This is a genomic window from Methylomonas albis (assembly GCF_014850955.1).
Classification (GTDB): Bacteria; Pseudomonadota; Gammaproteobacteria; order Methylococcales; family Methylomonadaceae; genus Methylomonas; species Methylomonas albis.
The window spans coordinates 4,198,088-4,221,884 of sequence record NZ_JACXSS010000001.1; the positions used below are offsets into that span (position 1 = coordinate 4,198,088).

The 23,797-nt window shown below is 52.4% G+C and carries 20 protein-coding genes; 17 read left to right on the forward strand and 3 right to left on the reverse strand.

Annotated features, from left to right (window positions below):
• The first annotated feature begins 283 nt into the window (after window positions 1-283).
• From EBA_RS19170 to EBA_RS19230, 13 genes are all read left to right on the forward strand, one after another.
• Window positions 284-1,741 (forward strand): sensor histidine kinase, encoded by a 1,458-nt coding sequence (locus tag EBA_RS19170; protein WP_192376197.1) that lies wholly within the window; start codon window positions 284-286, stop codon window positions 1,739-1,741.
• A gap of 5 nt (window positions 1,742-1,746) precedes the next feature.
• Complete coding sequence (locus EBA_RS19175) at window positions 1,747-2,322, forward strand: hypothetical protein (RefSeq protein ID WP_192376198.1); 576 nt, start codon at window positions 1,747-1,749, stop codon at window positions 2,320-2,322.
• Between the two features lie 5 nt (window positions 2,323-2,327).
• Complete coding sequence (locus EBA_RS19180; protein WP_192376199.1) at window positions 2,328-3,914, forward strand: sensor histidine kinase; 1,587 nt, start codon at window positions 2,328-2,330, stop codon at window positions 3,912-3,914.
• Between the two features lie 30 nt (window positions 3,915-3,944).
• Window positions 3,945-4,658, forward strand: coding sequence for a response regulator transcription factor (locus tag EBA_RS19185; RefSeq protein ID WP_225616373.1), 714 nt, complete (start codon window positions 3,945-3,947; stop codon window positions 4,656-4,658).
• Between the two features lie 65 nt (window positions 4,659-4,723).
• Window positions 4,724-5,416 carry a leucyl/phenylalanyl-tRNA--protein transferase gene (gene aat, locus EBA_RS19190; RefSeq protein ID WP_192376200.1) on the forward strand — a complete coding sequence of 231 codons (693 nt, stop codon included), beginning with the start codon at window positions 4,724-4,726 and terminating at the stop codon, window positions 5,414-5,416.
• The gene (locus tag EBA_RS19195; protein ID WP_192376201.1) at window positions 5,413-6,135 is read left to right on the forward strand and encodes an arginyltransferase; all 723 of its coding nucleotides are present in this window, start codon (window positions 5,413-5,415) and stop codon (window positions 6,133-6,135) included. Before aat ends, EBA_RS19195 begins: the two co-directional genes overlap by 4 nt.
• 3 nt (window positions 6,136-6,138) lie before the next feature.
• On the forward strand, window positions 6,139-6,705 hold the full coding sequence (gene efpL, locus EBA_RS19200) for an elongation factor P-like protein EfpL (RefSeq protein ID WP_192376202.1): 567 nt from the start codon (window positions 6,139-6,141) through the stop codon (window positions 6,703-6,705).
• Window positions 6,706-7,354: 649 nt separating this feature from the next.
• A complete protein-coding gene (locus EBA_RS19205) occupies window positions 7,355-8,584 on the forward strand; it encodes an IS256 family transposase (RefSeq protein ID WP_192374356.1) in 1,230 nt (409 codons plus the stop codon).
• A 943-nt stretch (window positions 8,585-9,527) separates the two neighbouring features.
• Window positions 9,528-10,340, forward strand: coding sequence for an amino acid kinase family protein (locus EBA_RS19210; protein WP_192376203.1), 813 nt, complete (start codon window positions 9,528-9,530; stop codon window positions 10,338-10,340).
• Window positions 10,341-10,351: 11 nt separating this feature from the next.
• Window positions 10,352-11,185 carry an amino acid kinase family protein gene (locus tag EBA_RS19215; RefSeq protein ID WP_192376204.1) on the forward strand — a complete coding sequence of 278 codons (834 nt, stop codon included), beginning with the start codon at window positions 10,352-10,354 and terminating at the stop codon, window positions 11,183-11,185.
• Between the two features lie 784 nt (window positions 11,186-11,969).
• The gene (locus EBA_RS19220) at window positions 11,970-12,695 is read left to right on the forward strand and encodes an ABC transporter ATP-binding protein (protein WP_192376205.1); all 726 of its coding nucleotides are present in this window, start codon (window positions 11,970-11,972) and stop codon (window positions 12,693-12,695) included.
• Window positions 12,692-14,104 carry an ABC transporter permease subunit gene (locus EBA_RS19225; protein ID WP_192376206.1) on the forward strand — a complete coding sequence of 471 codons (1,413 nt, stop codon included), beginning with the start codon at window positions 12,692-12,694 and terminating at the stop codon, window positions 14,102-14,104. Before EBA_RS19220 ends, EBA_RS19225 begins: the two co-directional genes overlap by 4 nt.
• On the forward strand, window positions 14,101-15,486 hold the full coding sequence (locus tag EBA_RS19230) for a DUF3526 domain-containing protein (RefSeq protein ID WP_192376207.1): 1,386 nt from the start codon (window positions 14,101-14,103) through the stop codon (window positions 15,484-15,486). The genes EBA_RS19225 and EBA_RS19230 overlap by 4 nt, the downstream gene beginning before the upstream one ends.
• 62 nt (window positions 15,487-15,548) lie before the next feature.
• Here the strand turns inward: EBA_RS19230 and EBA_RS19235 are convergent, their stop codons facing one another.
• A complete protein-coding gene (locus EBA_RS19235; protein ID WP_033159049.1) occupies window positions 15,549-15,758 on the reverse strand; it encodes a hypothetical protein in 210 nt (69 codons plus the stop codon).
• 384 nt (window positions 15,759-16,142) lie between these two features.
• Here EBA_RS19235 and EBA_RS19240 point away from each other — a divergent pair, with 384 nt between their 5' ends.
• The 3 genes from EBA_RS19240 to waaC are packed head-to-tail and all read left to right on the forward strand — an operon-like array spanning window position 16,143 to window position 19,163.
• Complete coding sequence (locus EBA_RS19240; protein ID WP_192376208.1) at window positions 16,143-17,069, forward strand: branched-chain amino acid transaminase; 927 nt, start codon at window positions 16,143-16,145, stop codon at window positions 17,067-17,069.
• 54 nt (window positions 17,070-17,123) lie between these two features.
• Window positions 17,124-18,149, forward strand: coding sequence for a lipopolysaccharide heptosyltransferase II (gene waaF, locus EBA_RS19245; protein WP_229427466.1), 1,026 nt, complete (start codon window positions 17,124-17,126; stop codon window positions 18,147-18,149).
• A 3-nt stretch (window positions 18,150-18,152) separates the two neighbouring features.
• Complete coding sequence (gene waaC, locus EBA_RS19250; RefSeq protein ID WP_192376210.1) at window positions 18,153-19,163, forward strand: lipopolysaccharide heptosyltransferase I; 1,011 nt, start codon at window positions 18,153-18,155, stop codon at window positions 19,161-19,163.
• Window positions 19,164-19,175: 12 nt separating this feature from the next.
• Here waaC and EBA_RS19255 read toward each other — a convergent pair whose 3' ends face one another.
• Both EBA_RS19255 and EBA_RS19260 read right to left on the reverse strand, forming a co-directional pair.
• Window positions 19,176-20,372 carry an HD-GYP domain-containing protein gene (locus tag EBA_RS19255; protein WP_192376211.1) on the reverse strand — a complete coding sequence of 399 codons (1,197 nt, stop codon included), beginning with the start codon at window positions 20,370-20,372 and terminating at the stop codon, window positions 19,176-19,178.
• A gap of 48 nt (window positions 20,373-20,420) precedes the next feature.
• Complete coding sequence (locus EBA_RS19260) at window positions 20,421-21,644, reverse strand: HD-GYP domain-containing protein (protein ID WP_192376212.1); 1,224 nt, start codon at window positions 21,642-21,644, stop codon at window positions 20,421-20,423.
• A gap of 682 nt (window positions 21,645-22,326) precedes the next feature.
• On the opposite strand from EBA_RS19260, the gene EBA_RS19265 reads away from it, so the two are divergent.
• Entirely contained in the window at window positions 22,327-23,793 is a 1,467-nt protein-coding gene (locus tag EBA_RS19265) for a GumC family protein (RefSeq protein ID WP_192376213.1), read from the forward strand.
• Window positions 23,794-23,797 lie beyond the last annotated feature (4 nt).

Consider the following 23,797-nt stretch of genomic DNA (forward strand, 5'->3'; position numbering starts at 1 on the left):
TCATGTTGTCGGATTCGGCCGTGCTTCCGAATCAATTCAACATAAATTTGGTCTCTACAACAATCTGTTTTGGGCACACGGCATGTATTCACGGCTGCCCGGCCACCAAAAACGCACCAAAAATACCTTTTTTTAAACTGAGGCTCTAAATTCATTATTCTACGGATTTGAACACATCGACCACAAATCAACTAAGCAATGCCGTTTGACGCTGTTTTAAGAGCAATGTTAAGAATGCCGTTTCATCTATACTATGGTGTGATTTATTGCTCCTTACACACGGATGAAATTTAAAAATTTTTTATCGTTAAAGTCTCTGATCGTACTGGGCTTTGTGATTGCTGTAATTCCATTGTTTCTGGCCGTGATGTATGCCGCTTTTGGCATGCGCGAAACCTCTGCGCTGGGCCGAACGGTGAACACCCATGTCTTCGAACAAACCAAAACCATCCGCCTGGTACTACAAAAAGCATCCGATATAGAGCGCAAGGCCAAGCTGTTCGTGTTGCTGTCCGACCCAACGCTACGCCAACCCTACGAGCGGCAATCCTACGAAACAGTGCGAGCCTCATTTAAACAGGCTTTGAGCGATTTACTAAAACTGCACGTCGACAACAAAATCGCGCTGTTGGTTAACGAATTATCCGAAAAAGAAAACCTGATTTATCAACAAATCATCGGTTCGGATGATGAAAACAATCTGGAATTGCCAATAGACGAGGCTTTTCAGGGCTTACGAGAATCCGCTGCTACGCTGTCGCGCGAATTTGAAAACCATGTCGATCACGAATTCAACGAGTTGCATCAGTTGTCGGAATCGCTGGAGCACGGCTTGTTGGTCAAAGGCGCGTTATTGCTGGCGATTTCGTTCAGCGTGATTGCGATTCTGCTGATCGTACTGTCGCGCTCGATGCGGCAGCTCGATATATCGATACGCCGTTTGGGAGCGGGAGAACTTACTGATCCGGTTCTGGTCAACGGTCCCTCCGATTTATCTTATCTTGGCAACCGCCTGGAGTGGCTGCGTACCCACTTGCTGGAATTGGAGGTATCCAAGCAACAGTTTATGCAAAACGTCGCCCGTGAGATAGAACTGCCGCTGGCAAGCCTGCGCCAGGATGCAGAACTACTGGCTGGCGAAACCGACTATGACCCGAACAGCAAACGGGAAAATACTGCTCTGCATTTATGCACCAATATCGAAAAGTTAAATACGGTATCCGCGGAACTGCTGCGCTACAGCCAGATCAATTCCCTGCCCGATATAAAACACAAGGAAAGCATAAATATCAAAAACTTGCTGGAAACCGTGATTGAGGATTTCCAGCCTATGATAAGCAGTAAAGCCATCGCTGTTCGCATGCTGGCGCGGCCAGTGGAAATTTCCGGCAATCCGGAGCAATTACGCGTGATTATCGAGCAGTTACTGACCAATGCTGTGAAATACTCGCCGGTGGGCGGCGAAATTCGCGTCATACTGCGCGACGCCGGCACGCTAATGGAACTGGAAGTGGAAGACGAAGGTCCCGGTATTGCCGCCGCCGAACGCGACCATGTCTTCGAACCCTTTTATCGCGGAAAGACCGGCGAAACAGGCAATAACGATGGTCCGGGCTTGGGCCTGGCCATCGTCAAGGAATATGTCGCCAACCATCAAGGTAAAGTGGAAGCGATCGATGCCCGTCAAGACCAACAAGGAGCCCGTATCCGGGTTCAAATTCCGTTAAACCAGGAGAGTTAATAGACATGCAGTCACTATTTACCCGCATTTTCAGCCTGATCGCCTCATTGTTGGTTATCGGCGGCTGCGCCGACGTGAATTCCAGCGTAAAGGAACATTTTCCAACCGTTTATAGCGCTCCCGTAGTGCATTCGGATATAGACGAGTTGCTGGATTTTGGCAACACCCTGACCAATATGAACACAGCGAGCCGAACCGAGACTTGCCGGTCATTAGTGAAGCGGCAAAAAGAGGAACCAGAAATCGGCGGATTACTGCACTTGCTGGTAGGCCGCCTGCTGTCCGATGCCTGCGGTGATATTCCCAAAATTCTGGATGAAATTGCCGGCATCCCGCCCTCAAGCTTGGGCGACGAACGGATGCGCCACCTGGTGGCCATTCATAGCGAAGCGTTAAAACGCGTCAACAGCACGTCTAAAAAACTGGGCTCATTGGAACGCAAACAAAAAACCGTGCAAAACGTTCTGGAAACCAAAGACGCCGCCGGTTCGAAAAAAGAAGAATCGAGGCTGTTGCGCGAAAAGCTGGAAGCCATCCGGTCTATGGAAAAACAATTGGACGAAACTAGCGAAGGAAAATAACGCCAATGTTTCGATTTCGGTTGGCGATAGTCATTGTTGTTTCCTTCTGCTTTGTATTGAGCTTGGGCATTGCCTTGTATTGGGGATCTAACGAAGTTGCCCGCTATTTTCAGCACAGCCAAACAGCCTATGAAACTTTTGACGATTACGAACAACTATCACAAGAAGCCTATCGCCACTTCAAACAGCGTATGGACCGGCTGATAACCGCCAACCCCAATTCGGAAACCGGCGTGGAATCGTCCAAGCATCGCCTGTACGAGGCGATGCAAGCGCTGCGAGATACTGCGGTCAAAGCGCCCGGCAAAGACAGCGCCAGCGAAGACTGGACCAATAAACCCGCTGAATTGGAAAAAGTCGCCCATCTCACCGCTTTCCTGGAAGCCAGCGAATATCGCTTTGAAGAAGTGGAACGACTGCGCTTACAGGGCAAGCTGACCACTGCCGTGCAAGCGCTGGCCAAGTTCACCGAGGAAGAAATCGACGGCAAATTTCAGCCCTTGATCGATGCCGCCATTAACGCCGAACGGGAAAAGGCCAAGAAAGCCAAGCAGGAGCTGGAGACTTTGGTCGAGAAATCGCGCTGGACGGCGATTCTGGCCTCGTTAACTGCCGCCGCTTTCAGCTTGGTAGCCGGCATGCTGTTGCTCCGCGCGTTTAAAAAGCCCATCGAAGCACTGATGAAAGGCACTGACGAAATCGCTTCCGGCAACCTGGATTACCGGATAGCCCTGGATAGCCGCGACGAATTTGCATATTTGGCCAGTCACTTCAATCAAATGGCTAAGGAGTTGGAAGTTCAGCAGGATAAGCTGCGCGAAGGCCGGGCTGTACTGGAAAAACGGGTGACCGAGCGGACATTTGAACTAAATTTGCTAAACGACGAACTTAAACGCATGGATAATGCTCGCCGTGAGTTTCTGGCGGACATCAGCCATGAGCTGCGGACACCCATCACAGTGATTCGTGGCGAGGCAGAAGTAACGCTACGCGGTCAGGATCGCGATGCCGAAGAATATAAAGACGCCTTGCAACGTATCGTCGAACTGTCGATGCAACTGGGAAAATACGTCAACGATTTATTATTCCTGGCCCGCGCCGACACTGCCAATCTGCAATTTGAATGGAATAAAGTAGACTTAGCCGACTTGGTCGCCAGCAGCGTCGAGGATTTTCAGGTGATGGCGGAAGAATATTCGATTTCGGTCAGCCTGGACGCCCCGACAGGACCGCTATTAGTTCGCGGCGACAAGCAGCGGCTCAGACAAGTATTATTCATATTGGGCGAGAATGCTTGCCGCTATTCGAAGCCGCTCGGTCATATCGGCGTGGCCTTATGGCGCGAAGGCAAACAGGCCTGTTTCAGCCTGACCGATCAAGGCATAGGCATTCCGACCGAGGATCTGGAGCGGATATTCGAGCGTCATTTTCGCAGCAGCAACGCTCAACATTCGCGAGACGATGGCTCAGGCCTAGGCTTGCCGATGGCTAAATCCATCCTGCAAGCCCATGGCGGCCAGATCGCGGTGCGTAGCGTCGAAAACTCAGGATCGACATTTACGGTTACATTACCGCTACTTACGGTGGCATAGGATAGATTTTCATATGAAATGGAGAAATACATGACATCAAATACTCTGGCAGGGGTAGGCTATATGCGAGTAATGATGGTTGAAGACGACGATCGCATCATCGATTTCGTACAACGCGGCTTGAAAGCCGAGGGCTATGCTGTGGAAGTGGCCCGCAGTGGGCACGAAGCCATTGCCTTGGGTACCGAGGGCACCTTTCAGGTGATCGTTCTGGACCTGGGCCTACCGGACATGAATGGCAAGCAGGTTTGCGAGCATTTGCGCAGCAACGGCATAGACACCCCAATTTTGATGCTGACAGCCCGCGATACCGTGCAAGATAAAGTGGCTGGTCTGCGCTCCGGCGCCGACGACTATATGACCAAGCCTTTCGCCTTTGAGGAATTGCTGGCCCGTATCGAAGCCTTGCTCAGGCGGCGCGGCGGCGAAGTAAAACAGGACGACAAGGAATTGCGCATCGAAGACTTGGTACTTAACGGCGAAACCCACGAGGTGCGCCGTGGCAATAACGAAATTATTCTGACACCCAAAGAATTTGCCTTGCTGGAATGCTTTATGCGCATGCCGGGCAAGGTGTTGAGCCGGACCCGAATTCTGGAACAAGTCTGGGGTTATAGCGCCGACCCGCTGACCAATGTGGTGGATGTTTATATTCGCCAACTACGGCGTAAGATCGACGACGATTACGAACTGAAATTGCTGAAGACCGTGCGCGGCTTCGGTTACAAAATGGATGGAGCGTAATATAGACGCGACAAAGGCCTGGCCACCTACCCCATTCAGCGCCACTTAGGGATTACGCGCCGCTTATGCAACTCACCCTGCTCGATCCGGACCACCCCCATCAAGCCTTTCCACCGCTGCATAAGGCCTTGAAGCAACCCAACGGTTTATTGGCCTTTGGCGGTTGCCTGTCGCCGCAGCGCATCGTCAACGCCTACCGGCACGGGGTCTTTCCCTGGTTCAATCCCGGCGAACCCATACTGTGGTGGTCGCCCGATCCGCGCTTGGTGTTGTTTCCGGAGCATTTGAACATTTCCCGCAGCCTGGCAAAAACCCTGCGCAAACAGCAGTTTCAGATTCGTTACGATACCGCTTTTCGCCAGGTTATCGACGCTTGTGCGGCCCCGCGTAGCGAAGACGGCGGCACCTGGATTACCGACGACATCCGCCAAGCTTATGCCACCCTACACCACCTGGGTATCGCCCACAGCTGCGAAGCCTGGCTGGACGGCCAACTGGTCGGCGGCCTATACGGCATTGCCATAGGCCAAGTATTTTTCGGCGAATCGATGTTCCATCGTAAAACCGACGCCTCCAAAGTGGTGTTTGTGCATCTGGTAGAGCAACTCACGGCTTGGGGCTATCAACTCATCGATTGTCAGGTCAGCAGCGAACATCTCCTCAGCCTTGGCGCGGCTGAAATTCCGCGCCGCCGCTTTGTAGAACTGCTGGACAGGCTCTGCGATCAATCGCCGACTCCCGACGCTTGGCAAACATGAACGCTGTGCCGATTTGGCTGGACAGCGGCCACGCCTGCAGTTATCTGGACGGCCGTTTGGCGCGTTCCGGCTTCGTCCATCCCTCGCTGGCGATGGACACGCCGCTGTATTCGCAATTGATTACCCAGGGCTTCCGCCGTAGCGGCGATCATGTTTATAAACCTTATTGCGAAGGCTGTCGGGCTTGTGTGCCGACGCGTTTGCCGGCGGCCTTATTCCAAGCCGACCGTAAACAAAAGCGCTGCGGCAAACGCAATGCGCAAACCAGGGTAGTCATCAAAGGAGCCGAATACGACCCGCGCCATTTCCAGCTTTATCAACGTTATCTAAGTGCCCGTCACGACAAACCCGGTGAAGATACCGAAACCACGCCGGATGACTACATCAATTTTCTGGGTAGCCGTTGGTGCGACACCATGTTCGTGGAGTTTTTAATCGGCGGCCAGTTGGCGGCCGTAGCGGTGGTCGATGTGGTAAGCGACGGTTTGTCGGCGGTGTATACCTTTTTCGACCCGGATTTTGCCGACTACAGCCCCGGCGTTTACGCGGTGTTATGGCAAATCGAAACCGCCAAGCATTTGGGCCTGGAATATCTTTATCTGGGCTACTGGATCAAAGACTGTCGTAAAATGCGCTACAAAATCGATTATCAACCGCTGATCGGCCTGATAGACGGCCAGTGGCAAGTTATTTCAAAGCAAACATTTATAGAGGATTAAGCCGTGCCAAAAGCCAACGAACTGAAAAAGGGAACCGCCATCGAAATCAACGGCGAACCGTATGTGGTCAAAAGCATCGATGTGCGCAACCCCACTTCGCGCGGCGCCACCACGCTATACAAAGTCCGTTTTACGCACATGAAAACCCGGCAAAAACTGGACGAAACTTACAAAAGCGACGAGATGCTGAAAGCCGCCGATTGCTCACGGTGCAATGTGCAATATTCCTACCAGGACGGCGACACCTATTACTTTATGAACGCCGAAACCTATGAGCAATACAGTTTGTCGGCGGAAGATTTGGAAGGCCAAACCGAATATTTATCGGACGGTCTGGAAGGCATCATCATGCTGCTGATGGACGACGCCGCGCTAGGTATCCAGTTACCAACCACCATCACGCTGCAAATCGTCGAAACCCCGCCATCCATGAAAGGCTCCAGCGCCACCAAACGCACCAAAACCGCCAAACTCAGCACCGGCCTGGAAGTGCAAGTCCCCGAATATATAGAATCCGGCGAGATGATCAAGGTTAATACCGATACAGGCGAGTTTTCATCGCGGGCGTAACGCCGCCCTCTCCGCCAGCCGCCGACCGAATCAACCGTCGGCGGCAACGGCTGCAATTAAAAGCCCCGCCCCTTACGAAGCGATTTTTCATTCTTTATGGCACACACACCGCAATCCCTTTGGCAGCATTGCTGAAAGAATTCTGAGTGCACCAGCTCTATTGGAATATTTCGCAGGCATTCAGTGCTGACTGAGCAAATTCGGCCAAGACCTGTCTCTGATAAAGCAATTTCAATGACATCAAACTGTTCGTTTGCCGCCAGATAATTGTCCGCAATCGAAGCATGCATAAGCGATAGTGTCATGCCTCGAGAGGCTTACCCTAGGCATGCGGCGCTCCGCTTACCGCCCTGCGCTCAAAGCGTTTATGGTGGTGCATTGGGCCTTCCGCTATCGTCGCAAAGCTTTTTACGTTGAGTGCAAGCCCCAAAGCCTCACGTGTTAACCTAAAAGCCTTGCGGGCAACGCAAATTCTTTCGCCCGACCGGCAAAACGCCTTGCGCGCAACGCATATAAGCTAGCGCACGAGGTCTTTTGCGATCGTCGCAAGGCTTTTTACCTTGCGAGCAAGCCTACCTTGGAGGGTGTAAGAATTTTTGTGTAAACGGCCATGAGGTAGGAAACTACCGATCCTGATGAGGATGAAAAAATGACCGTATCACCCAAAGCCATTCCTGATGAATTACTCGATGCCTTAATGTCGAACTATCAAACACCCGAAGACCTGATCGGTGCCAATGGACTGTTAAAGCAGTTGACCAAAGCCATTGTCGAACGCGCCCTGGAAGCGGAAATGACCGCGCATTTGGGCCACGGCAAGCATGAGGCGGTGACCAACGCCAATAGCAATGCCCGTAACGGCAAGAGCCGGAAAACGCTCAAAGGCGACTTCGGCGACTTACCCATCGAGATTCCCCGTGACCGTCATGGCGAATTCGAACCCCAGATTATCGCCAAGCATCAACGGCGCTGGACGGGCTTCGACGACAAGATCATCTCGTTGTACGCCCGCGGCCTGACGGTACGGGAAATCCAGGCCCATCTATTGGAGATCTATCACACGGAGGTGTCGCCCACCTTGATTTCCTCGGTGACCGACGCGGTCCTTGAGGAGGTGAGCGCCTGGCAAACCCGTCCGCTGGATCCGATTTACCCCATCGTCTACCTCGACTGCCTACACACCAAAGTGCGGGACAGTGGCAGTGTGCGGATCAAGGCGGTCTATCTGGCTATTGGTGTCAATCTGGACGGCCACAAAGAGGTGCTGGGGCTGTGGATTGCCCAAAGCGAAGGCGCCAAATTTTGGCTGCAAGTGGTCACCGAGCTCAAGAACCGTGGCGTCAACGACGTTTTTATCGCCTGTGTCGACGGTCTAAAGGGGTTTCCGGAAGCGATCGAAACCGTGTTTCCCAAAGCCACTGTGCAGTTGTGCATCGTGCACTTGGTCCGTAACAGCCTTAACTACGTCAGCTACAAAAGGCGCCAGTCGGTCGCCGACGACCTCAAGCGTATCTATCAAGCCGCTACCGTCAGGGAAGCCGAACAAAAACTGGCCGAATTCGAGGCCAACTGGCACGAAGCCTATCCCACCATTGCCCCGATCTGGCGACGAAACTGGGACCGTATCATCCCGTTTTTCGACTATCCGCCCGAGATTCGCAAGGTGATCTACACCACTAATACCATCGAATCGGTGAACCGAAGCCTGAGAAAAATCATAAAAAATCGCGCGATCTTCCCCAGCGATGACGCATTATCCAAGTTGCTCTATCTGGCATTGAAGAATATCAGCCAAAAGTGGACCATGCCCGTCTATGACTGGAAAGCCGCATTAAACCGGTTTAGTATTCAGTTCGAAGACCGAATCCCTAACCGATAACTTAAACCCGTTTACACAAAATTCGGGATACCCCCCTACCTTGCCTTGGGAATTAACCTAAATGCCTTGCGGGCAACACAAATTCATTCGCCCGACCGGCAAAACGCCTTGCGCGCAACACAAATAAGCTCGCGCACGAGGCCTTTTGCTATCGTCGCAAAGCATTTTACCTTGCGAGCAAGCCTACCCAGCCTTGCGAATTAACCATAAAGCCTTGCAGGCAGGGCAAATTCATTCGCCCGATCGGCAAAACGCCTCGCGCACAACGCATTTAAGCTCGCGCATGCGGTCTTGGTGCTATCGCAGTAAAGCTTTTTACCTTGCCCGTAAGCCTGCAAAGCCCTACGGCAACGCGTTTTGGTTTGCGCCCAAGCGAGCGAATCTTTAGCAAATAGCAAAATGCGACTAGCGTGAGGCTTCAAGGCCTGCGGTTGAGGGGAGAAGCGATATCCCCCTAGAAAATCAGGCCAGGCACTGTCCAACCGTCCCGGAATTGCATGTGATTGATCAATGTATTGCTGGCAGACTTACGTGGCTATCGGCCACTTTCAGCCCCTCAGTGAGTGAAAATATAACCTCTTTGAACGTCGGATTGCTGACTGTAACCCGACGTTGAAGGCATAGTGGAAGCATTTAGCTACTGTTGAACAATTGCAGATTTTGGGGTCAACATATTCGCGATAGTTCATTTCATTACCATAACCGTTACTCAACTTGCGCACTTAGAACCGATTTATTCGTAAAGCGCTATGTCTGGTTGACATGTTCATCATGTATGATCTATGTTTAAAATGCATGTCTCTAATTGTCGGCACGCCTGACAATCACTGTGCGATCTTTCTAAAGCTGCCCAGGCTATTACTAAGGTGTTGCCGGAGGGGAACACTCCCAGCCCCGGAGAGGATCGCTGCAGTGGATAACTACAACGAAAGAGGTATCCCATATGAGCAACACAACAGCTGAGCTCGAAGAGCTCCTTATGCAGCGATCGCTGGACGACTCGCAGCTTCTGGCAGCAATAGAGGAAGCGGAAGACTTCCGGATCCTGCCGGATGCAACGGTAATCAAGATCGGCGGGCAGAGCGTCATCGATCGTGGCCGCTCGGCTGTCTATCCGCTGGTGGATGAGATCGTCTCCGCCCGCAAAGAACACAAGCTGCTTATTGGGACCGGTGCTGGCACCCGCGCCAGACACCTCTATTCGATCGCGGCGGGGCTAAACCTGCCGGCGGGCGTGCTCTCGCAGCTCGGAGATTCGGTTGCCGATCAGAACGCCGCGATGCTCGGACAACTGCTCGCGAAGTACGGTATCTCGTCGGTCAGCAGCGCCGGACTCTCGGCGGTACCGCTCTACCTCGCCGAGGTGCACGCCGTCGTTTTCAGTGGCATGCCGCCCTACAGTCTCTGGATGCGCTCTCCCGCCGACGGCGTCATCCCACCTTACCGCACCGACGCCGGCTGTTTCCTGGTTGCCGAGCAATTCGGCTGCAAGGCGATGATCTATGTGAAGGACGAGGATGGCCTCTACACCGCGAATCCGAAAACCTCGAAAAACGCCACCCTCATCCCCAAGATCTCGGTAGATGAGATGAAGGCGCAGGGACTACATGACTCGATCCTAGAGTTCCCGATGCTCGACCTGCTCAAGGCGGCTCGTCACGTCCGGCAGGTTCAGGTCGTGAACGGTCTTGTCCCCGGCAACCTGACGCGCGCACTAGCAGGCGAGCACGTCGGCACTATCATCACCGCGAACTGAGGGCCACTGCCATGACGGACACCACCAATACCATCAAGCACGTCGCTTCGCCGCTCGCGCGTCAGACCCTCCTCGACGGCGAGCTTACCCGCCCCGTGGCAGGTGTGCGGCCAATCCGAATCCTCCCCTGGCTGCAAGTCGTGAAGATTGGCGGCCGCTCCATCATGGATCGCGGCGCCGATGCCATCCTCCCGATCGTGGACGAGATCCGCAAGATCCTCCCCGAGCACCGTCTGCTGATTCTGACTGGTGCCGGCGTCCGCGCCCGCCACATCTACAGCGTCGGTCTCGACCTCGGCCTGCCGGTCGGGTCGCTCGCCCCGCTCGCCGCCAGCGAGGCTGGTCAGAACGGCCATATCCTGGCGTCGCTGCTCGCGCCGGAGGGTGTCTCCTACGTCGAGCACTCCACACTGGCAAACCAACTCGCGATCCATCTAACCGCAGCCCGTGCGGTCGTGGGAAGCGGCTTCCCGCCATACCACCACCACGAGTTTCCAGGCTCGCGCATTCCTCCGCACCGGGCTGACACAGGTGCGTTCCTGCTCGCCGACGCGCTCGGTGCTGCAGGCCTAACGATCGTGGAGGACGTGGATGGTGTATACACCACCGACCCCAGAGGCCCTGGAGGTGAAACAGCGCAGTTGCATCGGGAAACCAATGCCGCCGACCTCATCAAGCAGCAAGGCACACTGCCAATCGACCGAGCCCTCCTCGAAGTGATGGCGAACGCACGTCACCTCGATCACGTACAGGTCGTGAACGGCCTGGTACCGGGCCGGCTCACCGCTGCGCTGCGCGGTGAGCACGTCGGGACGATCATCCACACTGGCGGGCAACCGGCCTGAGTAGACACACCCAGGACACATAGCTTAAGCTGCTGAGGGCGATCCCAGCAGCTGCACCGCTGGGTTTGCTGCTTCCACGCAGATGGCTTGTAAGAGCCCGCCGAAGTGATCATCGTGGCGAAATACCCGCTAAGGTGCCTGCCTGAGAGGTTCTTGACCAGCTCAAAATTGCACCTGTGCGCGATTCCTAGGGGGCATCTTTGATACAGCATTGCACCAAAGACTTTCGCCTCAGCCAATTCATGACACACTAACGGCTTGTAATCGAAACTTTCCAGCTCCCATCCGTGCGCGGTTCGATTCAAATTAATCCAATATGGATGTGCCCTTAATTTGTACAAAAACCGACAGGAAGTTGACGGACGGCAAGCAGCAAGCCGAACGTCTCTTCAGGGTCGATAACGATCATTTACTATCGATTCATAAACAAATCAAATAGCGCGCAATTGGCTTGACAAACAGACCTCCGACTCGGGCTCTCAGACGCCGAGTACCAATCGGCTTTTTCATTCTCTGAGAACGCGCGATTACCTATGGAATTTCCGTTACTAATTCGCCAAAGCCTATCGCTTTACGGTTGCAGAGGTCTTATCACCAGAAAAAAACACTGCGTCAGCGGTTATCGAAAATATCCTGGTTCAGTATATCCAGGAAGAAAATAACCCATTAGCACAACGCACCTATTACGTCAGTCTATCGTTAAAATACTGAGCCAGCCGAAAGCGACGGCGGCGCATCGACGCTGACCGTCGCGAATTATTAGCCCCTAACCCAAGTATCCTTTATGAACTCTGAGTCCCCCGTATTGGCCGCACTAAACCTGGTTGTCGAGTACCGACAACATCGCGCGGTCGACAATTTGAATTTGCACATCCCTAAGGGCTGCGTGTATGCACTGCTGGGTGGCAATGGTGCCGGCAAGTCCACGACCATCAGCACGTTTTTGACCTTCAACCAGCCCAGTAGCGGGCAGGTGCTGATCGAGGGCGAATCACCGCATACCAATGCCGATCTGGTGCGCTCTAAACTGGCCTATCTGCCGGAAAACGTCGCGCTTTACGAGGTGATGAGCGGCCTGGAAAACCTGAGTTATTTCTGCACGCTGGCGAATATTCGTTTGCATGACGAGCAAGCCCGTAACTTGTTATTGGACAGCGGCCTGCAAGCCGATGCCCACGACAAACGGGTGGCGGCTTATTCCAAGGGTATGCGCCAAAAAGTGGGCTTGGCCATCGCCTCGGCGAAGCAGGCCAAAGCCATGTTGCTGGACGAACCCACCTCAGGCCTGGATCCCAGCGCCGCCAACGACTTTGCGCAACGCATCCGCGCCGCCGCCGATCAAGGCATGGCGGTGTTGATGGCCACTCACGATTTGTTCAACGCCAAGCAAGTCGCCGACCGCATCGGTATCATGAAAAACGGCCGGCTGGTGGAAGAATTCGACGCCCACACCGTGCAACACGACGAACTGGAGCAAAAATATCTGGCGCATGCACGGGGGCTAGCATGATCAAGACCATCATCCGCAAAGAATTTCTCGCCACGCTCCGCGACGGCCGCTTGCTGACCTTAGGGATTGCTCTATTGCTATTGTTTGTCGGCTTCTTCCTGGCGTCAGCCTACGAGTTGCAACAATTGCGCGCGGAAAAGCACCGCGTAGGCACCACCGCCAAAGAACAATGGAATACGCAGAGCGTGAAAAACCCGCACGCCGCCGCGCATTACGGCATCTACGTGTTTAAGCCGGACACGCCGGTGGCGGCGCTGGATCCGGGCTTGCGGCCGTATATCGGCCAGTCTTTATGGCTGGAACCGCATAAACGCAACCTGACCCGCTTCAGCCCGGCGGCGGATCAAGTGCTGGCCGGCCGCTTTGACCAAGCCACGACCAGTTTTGTGTTAACCGCCTTATTACCGCTCTTGATCGTGGCCTTGACCTTTAACTCAGTCAGCCAGGAACGCGAATCCGGCACCTTGCGGATGTTGCACAGTTTGGGGGTGAACGCCGGCCAATTGTTATTCGGCAAATTGCTGGGCTTGCTGAGCGCGTTTGCCCTGGTCTTGGCGCCGGCGCTGTTGGTAGCTGCCGTGGTACTGCTGGGCAACTTCGCGTTTACCCTGGATGACGTGCTGCGCCTGCTGGTGTTACTGGTGTTGTTAAATCTGTATTACGGCATCTTCGCCGCAGTCGCCATCGCTGCGTCCGCGTCTTTCAACACCAGCCGCACGGCCTTGTTTTGCCTGCTGGGCTTTTGGTTAGCCAGCGTGTTTATCGCCCCGCGCCTGGGAGCCGTGGCTGCGGAAATGCTGGCGCCCAACCCCAGCGCCAGCGAGTTCTGGCGTGAGATCAAGGACGACATCGACCACGGTCTGGAACACGACGGCGATCATGAGCAACGCGCCAAGGCCTTCGAAGCGCAAGTCTTAGCGCAGTACGGGGTGACGCGAAAAGAAGATTTGCCGGTCGGTTTCGTGTCCTTAAATCGCCAGCACAACGATGCCTATTCCGTTAAGGTGCACGCCTTGCATTTCGATGCCTTGCGCGACAACTTTGTCGCACAACAACACTTAAGCCATCTGGCTTCCTGGCTAGGCCCCAGTCTGGCGCTGCGCTCCTTGTCCATGACCTTGGCCGGTATGGATTTGGCGCATCAACGCCATTTTGAAGACGCGGCAGAGCAATATCGGCGCTATTTTATCAACCTGACCGAAGACTGGGACCGCGAACGCAGCCGCGGCACGGAGCGCAAGGCCACCGGCGCAGAAGCCGATTGGCGCAGCGTGGCGGACTTTAGCTATCAAGCCCCGGACATCGGCTTTGCCTTACAGGCCGCCGAGCTGGATCTATTGGTTTTATTGCTGTGGCTGAGCTTATCGGTCGGCTTGTTGAGTCTTTCCGCACGGAGACTGGTGCCATGATGCAACTAATCGCCATCGAATGGCTGCGTTTTAAACGCAACCGCTTAAACCTGTGGGTGACAGGACTATTTCTGCTGGTGATGCTGGGTAGCGCCGTCTGGTCGGGTTTGGCTGCGCGCGAATTCCGTCAACACGGCACGGCAGCGCCGCAGACCGTCAACGCCATGTCCAATCAAGCAGAGATGCACGATGCGCCGAAAGCGACCGACAATGCGCCTAAAGCCAGTGTTTTTTCCGCCAGCGCCGCCGCAGCACCATTGCGGCTGCCGGCCTTGGGTGGTTTGGCCCTGAGTGTTCGACAACTGGATTTTTTAAGTACCGGCATCAAGATCTCCACTCGGAGCCGCCACACCGACGGTCGCAATAGTGATCAATTGTTCAACCCGATGCTGCATGAATTGGGCATGCTGGATTTTGCCACCGTGTTCGCGCTGCTGACGCCGCTGATGGTGATTGCCTTGAGCTACGGACTGGTGCAGGAAGACCGGGAGAGCGGGGTCTGGCGTTTGGTCTGCACGCAAATGTCAGCGCCCTGGCGCTTGGTATGTGCGGCGCTGGACGTGCGGTATAGCGTGGTGGTATTGGCGGTTTTCAGCAGTTCGCTGTTGGCGCTATGGCTGGATCCGGCATTCAGCCTGGAAACGCTGGTTTATTGGCTGGCGTTCGCCGGTCTGTACACTCTAGTGTGGTTTTGTATCGCCGGCTTGTTCCTGCTGCTGCCCTTCTCTTCAGGGGCGGCGGCCATCGGCATGCTGGGGGTGTGGTTGGTTTTAACCTTCGCCAGTCCGGCGCTGCTGGGGTGGGCCGCTGATCAGCATGCGCCTATGCCATCCAGGTTGGATAGCATCATCGCCGTCCGCCAGTTTCAGGAACAAAACAATCAACAACGCCAAGCGCTAATGGCGCAGTGGTATAGCAATCATCCCGATCTGCAGCTGCCGCAAACCGGCAAAGAGTTACCGCGCGAAATCGCCGGTTTGCCGGCCGGTTTGGTTCTGGATCAACAGATCAGACCGGTGATGTACCGCTTCGACAGCGCCCGCCAAGCGCAATTCGAGTTTTTGGAAGCGTGGTCCTGGCTGTCGCCGGCGCTGGCGGCCGTGCAAATGGCGGATAGGCTGGCCGGTATCGACGCGCCGCGCTATGCCGAATATATTCAGGCGGTCAATAATTTTGAAGATCAATGGCGCGACTATTTCGTACCGAAGATTATGAGCGATAGCGCTTGGAGCGATGAGCTCAGTCACGACCAACCGCGCTTTGCCTTTACGTATCCGGCAAATCCGGCGGCATGTCTAAACTTGATTGCCGGACAAGCGGCACTGGCGTTGCTATTGTTGGCGATACTCTTCGGCTCACGACGGCGCTTTGCCAAAGCCTGACGACGCTATTTGATTAAAAGACGTCCTGGACGACGTTAGTCGTCCGGGTCGGCTGCGCAACATCAAGCCACTATATTTCTGACGCATTGCCTGGCAAAAACATTGATAGGCACGCTGCTGCTTAAATAGCGGTTGAACAATTCATTAATGGTAAGCGGATTGAGGTATACATAAATGCCGCAACCGGTAATGGCGATAAACTGCCTGCTTAAAGTTTCGATAAACACGATACGCAGTGTACTGATTTCGTTGACTTCATTGCTTGTTTCCATGACGTTCTCCCGAATATGCCGATTTGACTAATATATCTTGAGCATAAGTAACGCCAATTAACAAAAGCCTTTACAAATCATAGTGGTATGATTTTTTCTAAACTTAGGCAACTTCTAAAAATTGACGCTGAGTTTAAGTTATCGCAAACAGCGCTTGCCGTCGGTAGCCTATGCCACGAGGAATCAGTGAATTATTTCACCGGTGCCCGAAAAACGGTTAGCGCTCATACACCCAATCACTCACAAGCTGCCAAACTCATTCTCACGCCAAAATCAAGACTTCTGCGCAGCCGGTATTGCCGGAGAGCGCTTTATAGTACAATTTCCGCCAATTTTTAGCCGATGCGGCGCAGCAATAATCACTAAACAACACAGGTTCAGATAATGGCAACGATGGATGATAGAGACGGGTTGATTTGGCTAGACGGAAAATGGGTTGATTGGCGCGACGCCAAGGTCCACGTCTTGACTCACACCTTGCACTACGGCTGCGGCGTCTTTGAAGGTCTGCGCGCATATAAAACCGACAACGGCACCGCGATTTTCAAACTAGCCGAGCACACCGACCGTCTGTTCCGCTCCGCGCATATCATGAACATGAAAATGCCGTTCTCTAAAGACGAGATCAACCAGGCGCATCGCGACGCGGTCGCCAAAAACAACCTGGACAGCGCTTACATCCGTAGCATGGTGTTCTTTGGCTCAGAAGGCATGGGCCTGCGCGCCGACAACCTGAAAGTACATGTCATGGTCGCGGCTTGGACCTGGGGCGCGTATCTGGGCGCGGAAAACATGGAAAAAGGCATCCGCATCCGCACCTCGTCTTACACTCGCAACCACGTCAATAGCACGATGTGTAAAGCCAAGGCCAACGGCAACTACATCAACTCCATCCTGGCCCTGCAAGAAGCTTTGTCCACCGGTTATGACGAAGCCTTGCTATTGGACCACGAAGGTTTCTGCGCAGAAGGCAGCGGCGAGAACCTGTTCATTGTCCGCAACGGCAAAATTTATACCCCGGAAACGACATCGGCTTTGGAAGGTATCACTCGCGATACCTTGATGACTATTGCCCGCGAACAAGGCTATGAAGTGATCGAAAAACGTATCACCCGCGACGAAGTTTATGTGGCCGACGAAGCCTTCTTTACCGGCTCCGCCGCTGAAGTCACACCGATTCGCCAATACGACAACCGTGACATCGGTGCCGGCAGCCGCGGACCCGTCACCGAAAAACTGCAAGCCTTGTATTTTGACTACGTTCAAGGCCGCCGCGCTGACCATAAGGAATGGTTGACCCTCGTTTCTTAAGTGTCAGCGCAGCCTTATAAAATCCTGGTCGTCGGCCCATCCTGGGTCGGCGACATGGTGATGGCGCAAAGCCTGTTCATCACCCTCAAGCAACAACACCACGATTGCCTTATCGACGTGCTGGCCCCGGCTTGGTCACTGGCCCTGCTGGAGCGCATGCCGGAAGTACGGCAGGGTATCGCCATGCCGCTTGGTCACGGGCAATTTGATTTGCGCGGCCGTATCCGTATTGGCCGGCAACTGCAAAGCCATCATTACGATCAAGCAATTGTGCTGCCCAACTCCTGGAAGTCGGCTTTGATTCCATTTTTTGCACACATTCCTAAGCGCACCGGCTTTCTCGGCGAACTGCGCCGGGGCCTGTTGAACGATGTGCGCAAGCTGGATAAGACCGTGCTAACCATGACCGTGCAGCGCTTCGTGACACTGGGTTTACCGAACGAAGCGCCTCAGCCGCCAACTTACCAAGTTCCGAAGCTGACGATCACCACCGAACAACAATTAAACGTCTGCAAAAAATTCGAGATTACTGGCGCGGATTTAATCGAAATCCCCCACCCCAGCGCCCTGCTTGAGGACTCGGATGAATTGCGCCCTATAGTCAGCAAAATCCTGGCCCTGTGCCCCGGCGCGGAATACGGCCCTGCCAAACGCTGGCCTTGCGAACATTACGCCGCCGTCGCCCGGCAAAAGGAAGAACAAGGCTGGCAAGTCTGGTTATTCGGTTCCGATAAGGACAAAGCCGTTGCCGAGCAAATCAATGAATTATCGGGCGGTATTTGCCGCAATTTCGCCGGCATTACCTCGCTGGCCGATGCGGTGGATTTGCTGTCCTTGGCCGATGCGGTGGTCAGCAACGATTCCGGTCTGATGCATGTCGCGGCCGCACTGGATAAAAAATTAATCGCGGTTTATGGCTCTTCCGACCCCGGCTTTACCCCACCGCTGCATCCCAAGGCGGAGATACTGGATTTACACCTGGACTGTTCGCCGTGCTTTAAGCGTGAGTGCCCGTTGGGCCATACGCGCTGCTTGACGGAAATCCGGCCGGAACAGGTGCTGGCGGCGTTGGACGCCTAAGCGATGAAAATTGCCATCGTCAAATTGTCGGCTTTGGGCGACATCGTGCATGCGATGGCGGCCTTGCAATTCATCAAAGCCGCATTACCGCTGGCACAAATCGACTGGATAGTTGAAGAACGCTTCGTCGGCGTGCTGGCCGACAATCCACACCTGGATAATATTTTAGGTGTGTATTTAAAAGCCCTGAAAACCGACAAATGGCGCGTCTTTGCCGAGATAAGTAAAATTCGCGCTTATGCCGAGCAAGGCTACGACTTGGTTCTGGATGCGCAAGGTTTGATTAAATCCGCAGTGGTCGCGCGCTTGCTATCGGCCAATTGCGTGGGTTTCGATCAAGATTCGATCCGGGAAAAATGGGCGGCTTTTTTCTATAGCAGGCATGTCGCTTACCCTTATGACGCCAACACCATTGATCGCAATGTCGCCGTGCTGACTCGGCCGCTGGGTCTCGATGTCACACCCGCACAAATTCAGGCGAAACAGGCGTTTTTGTTTTTTCAGCCGCCGCAAACACCGTTGGACGAGTATTTTCCAGCCGGCCAACCCAACATCGTTTTGGTGATAGGCTCGACCTGGCCCAGCCGCAATTACCCTTTGGAGAAATTTCTCCAGGTGATCTTCGGCCTGGAAGCGAATTTTCTGATCTGTTGGGGCAACGAGAAAGAACACTGGATGGCGCAATGGCTGGCCGAACGCAGCCTGGCAAGAGTATTACCGCCATTAAGCCTGAATGATTTGAAAGCGGCGCTGGCCAGGGCCGATTTAGTGATCGGTAACGATACCGGACCTACGCACATGGCTTGGGGTTTAAACCGACCATCGATTACCTTGTTCGGACCGACGCCGGTCAGCCGGGTTTACCAAACCGATATCAATAAAGTATTGAAGTCGCCGTCGCCGGTCAATCCGTTCAAACTGGATAAAAACGACTATTCGATTGGCGAAATCGATCCGCACGCCATCATTACCCTAAGCAAGGAGCTATTCGGCAAAACTGAACCGCGTGCCTGAGCTGTTGGCCGGCTAAATTTTTTCCAATTCGACAAACATTTTCAGCAGTTCGATAATCGGTTCATCGCTGGCCAAAACTCTGACTATCTTGATGTTATTTTGCTGCTCATCGGCCAAATCAAGCGTCCGCTCTTGAAAAAGCAATTGTTTCTGCGGATTGGTGATTACCTTCAATAGCGGACGCTGAGGGAATTGTGAATTTGCCTGGACCACCACCGCGAGCTCGTCAGTTTGCAATTCGACAATGCAAGCAACCGGATAAATAGCCAGCACCTCTATAAAACGGGCCACCCATTGCGTATCGAACAAAAACTGACCGGAACAATATAGATGCTCCAATGCGTCAAGCGGCGTTAAGGCATTACGGTAAACGCGTTCACCGGTTAAAGCTTCGTAAACTGAGGCGATACTGACTATCCGCGCCAGTTCGCCAACGCGTGCCGCCGGTAAACCGTTTGGATATCCGCCACCATCCATTTGTTCGTGATGGCTAAGGACGATTTCCAAAACCTCCGCAGGTAGTTCAGGCACTTTGCGCAACAAGTTCGCACCATAGTCAGGATGTCGCTCCAGAATAAGCCGCTCTTCCGGCATCAACACTTCGATTTTTACAAGAAGGGCCTCCGGTACCCCTACCATGCCGATATCATGCAACAACGCACCCAGCCCCAACAACTGCAATTTATTTTCCGGCAGCTTTAAATACAAACCCAAAGCGGCAGCCAAAATACAGACATTGACCGATTTATGCGCCAAACCATCGATATTTTTGCCATTGAGCCGCATCTGTCCAAACATAGCCTGAACATCGGCGGTAACTGCCGCCAGTAAATCCGCCGCTATGCTGTCAATCTTGAGCAAATCAAGCTCTCTGTTAGACCGTGCATCGTTTAACACGGCACTAAAAAGCAATAGGCTTTGTTCGTAAAGCTTTTTAAAAGAATTGTTTTCATCGACGCGGCTCGACATCTCTATCGCCGAGAAACTGTCCGCGTCCACTATTACTTGAGTTTCAGCCGGCTTATCGACATCAATACCTTTTGCGGTATCGATAGAAACGGTTTGGCAATACTCTTTTAATTTATTAATTTGCTTATCGGATGCAATCAGAAATTTAGTACGAAAGAAAGGTATATCCATCCATTTCCGATCAGTGCCGCAAACAAACATACCTTTTCTGAGCTGGTTAATATTAATTTTTTTAACCATTATTGAAAAATAATACCCAAGGAGTTACCAATTTACAGCATTTAATTTTTAGATGACTACCGCGTATTCTTTAGTAAACTTACCATCTTGATAATACTTGGCCAAATCGACACCGCAATCTTGCGGCCTTATCACTTGTTTAACACCATAACGTTTGCCGCTTGCGTCGGTAAGATTCAAGGATAAATCAAGTATTTTCTCTTCAACAGGATTTTTATTGCCATCTTGGATTAACAATAATTTTGGCTTAAGTCGATCTGCTTTATTTTGCTCGACTATTATACCGACCTCGCCAGTACTTAATTCTACTAAATTTCCTTGCGGATAAAATCCTATGCAGTTAATAAACTGCGTCACATAATTAGCTTCATATTGTTGATTCATCCCTTTCACCAAAACCCCCAAAGCCATGAGATGGGGCTTGCCCCTCTGGTAAACCCGGTCACTGGTGATGGCATCGTAGGTATCGACAACCGCTACCACTTTAGTAAAAACCGACAACGTTGATTTGTTTACCCCCCGAGGATAACCCGTGCCGGCCAAATGCTCGTGATGGTCGTAAGCAACGTCGACGGCACCCGGATACACGTTACGGGCAGACATTAAAACATTGCGTCCGTATAGCGTATGCTTACGCATGATATCCATTTCATAGTCTTCCAAAGAACCCGGCTTATTGAGTATTTCCAAAGGCACTTTCATTTTGCCGACATCGTGCATTAAACCGCAAAAACCTACTTTATTGAGATCTTCTATCGAAAAGTTTAACTCTCGGCCTAACAGAATTGACAATATACAAACATTCATACAGTGTTGCGCGGTATATTGATCCTGATCTTTAAGCTGGGTCAGTAATAACATTGTATCGGGGTTTTCCAATACTTTATCGACACATTCGGAGACAGCTTGCTTAACCGCGCTAACGCTGAATTGATTACCGAAGCGAATATCGTCCATCACCGTTTTTATTAAATTACCGGTGCGCTGATAGGTATTGGCGGTTTGATTAAATGACCTGGCGAAACCTAAATATTTTCTAGCTTCGGTATTTTTGGTGGGAATCGCACCGGAAGAAGACTTTTGATATTTAACATCGATATAGACATAATCGCAAATTGCCTGAATGGCTTGAATATCCGCATGACTTTCAATAACGACTCTATCCAATAAAAAAGGCGAATCTTCCACGGGCGCTTCCAGACGGCTTACGCACATGCCAACTCTCAGTTCATACACATGAATTCTGAGTATTCCATCCTCTTTATCAGCCATACGAGTCCAATCTGGGATTTGTGAAAATCCAAAAAACTTGAAAAATAGCTGCCAAAACGGCATCTAAGAAAATTGCTTCTGACTTAACCTCAGACGTCAGTTTGCTAGCATACATAGCTAGCTCGGGCTTGTCCGAACAATAAGTCCGCAAACCAGCGGCGGATCACAAATTCAGTTGATGTTTTAGTATAGGCGAAGCATATTTTATCGTGGCGTAATATCTTCGATTTGAAAGCCGCTACGACCGCTCCAGACCGTTCGACTCATAACCGGCCATGTCCTCCACGTTAGCACACCACCAGAACCAGGACGAAGCCAAGCTGATGACCGACATTTAAAACCTTTAGCAAATTTAGAATTGCTAGATTCTCGGATTGGTTTAAACTGGCAACTCGGTGATATTTAGTGTTTTGGCACCAGAACAGGCCCACCAGCGCGGATACTGAAAGTTTTCAAGACGTCTTGAACAATCAGACCGACCCGCTTACCTTAGCTTACAATATCGAAAACACTAAGCCCGACCTTAGTTTAATAGCCCGTTATCGAAGCTAACTTTCACAGACTTCGTTTCGGCATTAAAGATTTTCTCGACACGGATAGCTTAGTAAAATGTTCTAAAATTTCGCCCAGCTCGGCTATAACAAAAACTATAACCTTCGGACTTAGCACCAGGGAGAAAATCGTGATGCTTCCATATCGCCATGATTTCCGCGTCGTCGGAGACGATTTTTACCATTCAAACCCCATGCCCTGGCCACACAGAATGCGGCGCCGGACCTTATTTTTGCTGCTGTTTTTACCTTTATTGCTGATTACCGAAACCTATGTATTTCTGCAGCCGGCAATTTTTGAAAGCCAGGCCTTAGTCTTGACCACCGCAGCAACCGATGTCGATCAATCGCATGTCGAAGCGGATCCGGAACACGTCAATATTCAAAAGCAGGTCTTGCTGGGTCAGCCGGTATTGGAAAAAACCGCCGACACGCTAAAACAACAGAAAGATATTGAACACCCCACGGTCAATCAACTGAAAGCGCTCTTCCAAGTAAAAGCGGTGCCGGAAACCAATCTGGTGCAATTGACTGCGGAAGGCTCCCATCCGCAATTTCTGCAGCTGGCCTTAAATACCTGGATAAAAACCTACCAACAAATTCGCACTGAATACATCGGCGAAATCACCGAAAAAGCCAGCACCACGATTACTGCCGAATTGACACGCATCGAACAGCAAGTGCGCGACAAACGTCAGGAAATCGAATTGTTCAGATTGCAGCATGACATTGTCTCCCTGGAAAGCACCGATAACGAGGCGCACGCCCGTTTACAAGGCTTAAATAACTCGCTGAATGCCGCCCAGGAAGAAGAAGCTAAAGCCAAAGCCAAACTGGACGCCATTCGCGCTGCGATTGCGGAAGGCAAAGCCGTGGTGCCGGAAGCCGATTCACAAAGTCTGGCGGTATTAACCCAGCAAGCCGAACACCTGCGCGAGCGCCTGGAAGCGCAAAGAAGCCAATACACAGACGAATACATCGAGTTTCATCCCACCTTGCGCAACTTAAAAATCCAACTGGCCGAGCTGGATGAAAAGATCGCCAGCAAGGAACAAGCGGGCAGCACCTATGCAACGCAAGAAGCGGAGAATGCCTACGAAGCGGCGCATCGCACCGTGCTGACCATTCAAAAACAAATGGCCGAACACAAACAAAAAGCCTCTGAATACACCAATCAATTTGCCAAACACAAAGCCATGCAGGAAGAGCTGGTTAAATTGGAGGAGTTATCACAGCAAACCAAACAGCGACTGGTTGAGATCGACGTAAAACAACGCCAAAGCAATCCCCAATTGGATGTAGTGGATTGGGCCTCTCTGCCGGATAAACCGGTAAAACCCGATTACGACCAGGACGCCAGCATCGCCTGTATCGCTAGCCTGGGAATAGCGCTACTCGTGGTCTGGCTTAGCGATTATCTGAACAAAGAGCCCACACAGCCGACCGTAGATTCCTATACCGAAATTCAGCTCTACCACCATCCCGACCCCAAATTGGAAAACGAAGTCCACAATAAACCCTTGGGATTCGAGCCGGTAAATAGACTACGCCGCGCGGACGATCCGAAACAATTGCCGGACGAAACGCCCGAATCATAGCTGC